This window comes from Oleiphilus sp. HI0123 (assembly GCF_001635315.1).
Map to the genome: position 1 here is coordinate 1 of NZ_LWGE01000174.1, position 2,302 is coordinate 2,302.

Consider the following 2,302-nt stretch of genomic DNA (forward strand, 5'->3'; position numbering starts at 1 on the left):
CAGTTGCTGTTTTGGGCTTGGGCGGGATTGGTCTTTCTGCGGTTATGGCCTTAGTTGCTCTAGGTGTAAAAAATATTATAGCGATAGATGTTTCTAGGGAAAAACTTGAAAAGGTAAAAGGGTGGGGTGTCAGGCATTGTATAAATTCAGAGCATGATGATGTTGTAGAAAAAGTATTGGCTTTGACAAAAGGTGGTGCTGACTTCTGTATTGAAGCGACCGGTCATATTTCAGGAATAGAAGATGGTTTTTCAATGATTCGGAAATTTGGCGGGCAGTTACTTTTTGCTTCACACCCACCCGATGGTGAGAAGATTAGACTTTCGCCGCACGACTTGATTAGCGGTAAGCAGATTTCTGGTAGTTGGGGGGGAAGTGTTATGCTGGACCGAGATATCCCGCGTCTCCATAGTTTATTTTCAAAAGTAGCTACGCCTTTGAATGGCCTCTTAACTAAACGGTACGACTTAAATCAAATCAATGCGGCATTAGATGATCTAGAAGAGGGCCGTGTTTTTCGGCCTTTAATTGTAATGACGCATCAAAATAACTCTCAAAATCCAGAGTGAAGCAGGATTATGCTTAAGTCACAAACAGTATTTGTTTCAGGCAACTTCAATATACTCCACCCGGGTCATCTACGCCTACTCCGCTTTGCAAGGGAAATGGGGGATAGGCTGATTGTGGGCGTCAATAGTGACAAAATTGGCGGTGATCATGTCCATGTTGGTGAGCAGCTTAGGTTAGACGGAATCAAGAGTAATAATTGGGTAACCGAGGCCTTCTTGATGGATGAACCTGTAACGGATGTATTGGCTCGCTTAAAGCCTGATATTGTCGTGAAGGGTAAAGAGTTTGAAAATGTACATAATGTTGAAAAGCGCTCCCTCAAGGAATATGGCGGCAAGCTGGTGTTTAGTTCAGGAGAAGCAGCATTTTCTTCTTTGGACTTAATTCGAAAAAACTTCTCTGGTATGGATCGAATTGATTTATTGTCGGTTCAGAAGTTTGCAAGTAGGCATGATTTCTCGTTTGACAGTTTAATCGATATTATCGGGCGGCTGTCTGATGTTAATGTTTGCGTAGTTGGTGACCTTATTGTTGATGAGTATATTACCTGTGATCCATTAGGTATGTCACAAGAGGACCCGACAATTGTTGTAACGCCTATCGATACGCAGCGTTTTATTGGTGGTGCGGGAATTGTCGCGGCTCACGCCGCGGGCCTGGGAGCAAATTCAAGTTTTATTAGCGTAGCCGGGAATGATCCTATTCGGGAGTATGCTGAAACCGCACTTTCAGAATATGATGTGCAGTCTCGTTTACTTGTTGACGAAAATAGGCCAACGACCCTCAAACAGCGTTTCAGAGCACAAAACAAAACACTATTAAGAGTTAGTCATCTACATCAAGGGTCAATCGGGAAGAAGCTTCAGAACAAAATTGAACAGCATATTTTAGACTTATTACCTGGTCTTGATTTGTTGGTATTCTCCGATTTTAACTATGGCTGTTTACCTCAACCTCTGATAGAAAAAATTGTAGACCACTGCAACGGTCATAACGTGACAATAATTGCCGATAGCCAGTGCTCTTCTCAAGTAGGAGATGTTAGTCGTTTTAAGGGGATGAATTTGCTGACGCCCACAGAGAGAGAGGTTCGGGTTAGCTTACGAAATCAAGAAGATGGTTTGGTTGTCATTGCTGAAAGGCTGAGGCAAAAAGCAATGGCTCAAAATATTATATTAACGCTCGGGGCTGAAGGTGTTTTGTTACATATTGAAGATGAAGAAGAAAGTGTTCTAACTGACCGCCTGCCAGCCTTGAACTATGCTCCTATTGACGTAGCTGGAGCTGGTGACTCAATGTTAATTACCTCAGGGCTTACATTGGCAGCCGGTGGGTCAGCATGGCAAGCTGCAGCGCTGGGAAGTGTTGCAGCAGGCATACAAGTTAGCAGGATGGGGAATAAGCCCTTGAGTAAGCAGGAGTTTATGAATACTTTTGGCAAAATCAATACATGATTTGGATGTTGTAAAGGGATAAACGTATGCAAATAAGTCAATTGAAAGAGATTGTTGACTCTATTCGAAAACAAACTCCAAGAGGGTGGATCTTAATGTCACCGAACTCTATTGGTGAGGTGCTAGTGACAGCATCTTTTGCAAGAAGTTTGGTAGAAAAAACAGGCTACCCCATTACATTGTGCGTACGGCCAGAGCACAAGGCTATGGTTGAAGCGCTTTATCCAAATCGATTTACCGCTGTTGTTGCTATGGACATGGAGTTGATGCGCTCATTT

The 2,302-nt window shown here is 43.0% G+C and carries 3 protein-coding genes; all 3 read left to right on the forward strand.

Translation table 11 applies throughout. The annotated features are described in order from the left end of the window. The coding region (locus A3761_RS01615) for a zinc-binding dehydrogenase (RefSeq protein ID WP_156491493.1) at positions 1-569 on the forward strand (569 nt) is incomplete at its 5' end. Positions 570-578: 9 nt separating this feature from the next. After that, positions 579-2,024: a PfkB family carbohydrate kinase gene (locus A3761_RS01620; RefSeq protein WP_068739929.1), complete on the forward strand. Its 1,446-nt coding sequence runs from the start codon at positions 579-581 to the stop codon at positions 2,022-2,024. 26 nt (positions 2,025-2,050) lie between these two features. Continuing rightward, a partial coding sequence (locus A3761_RS01625; protein ID WP_156491494.1) for a hypothetical protein occupies positions 2,051-2,302 on the forward strand: 252 nt, incomplete at its 3' end.

Coding starts and splice junctions, on each gene's coding strand:
- A3761_RS01620 (WP_068739929.1), top strand. CDS start 579: ATGCTTAAGTCACAAACAGTATTTGTTTCAGGCAACTTCAATATACTC.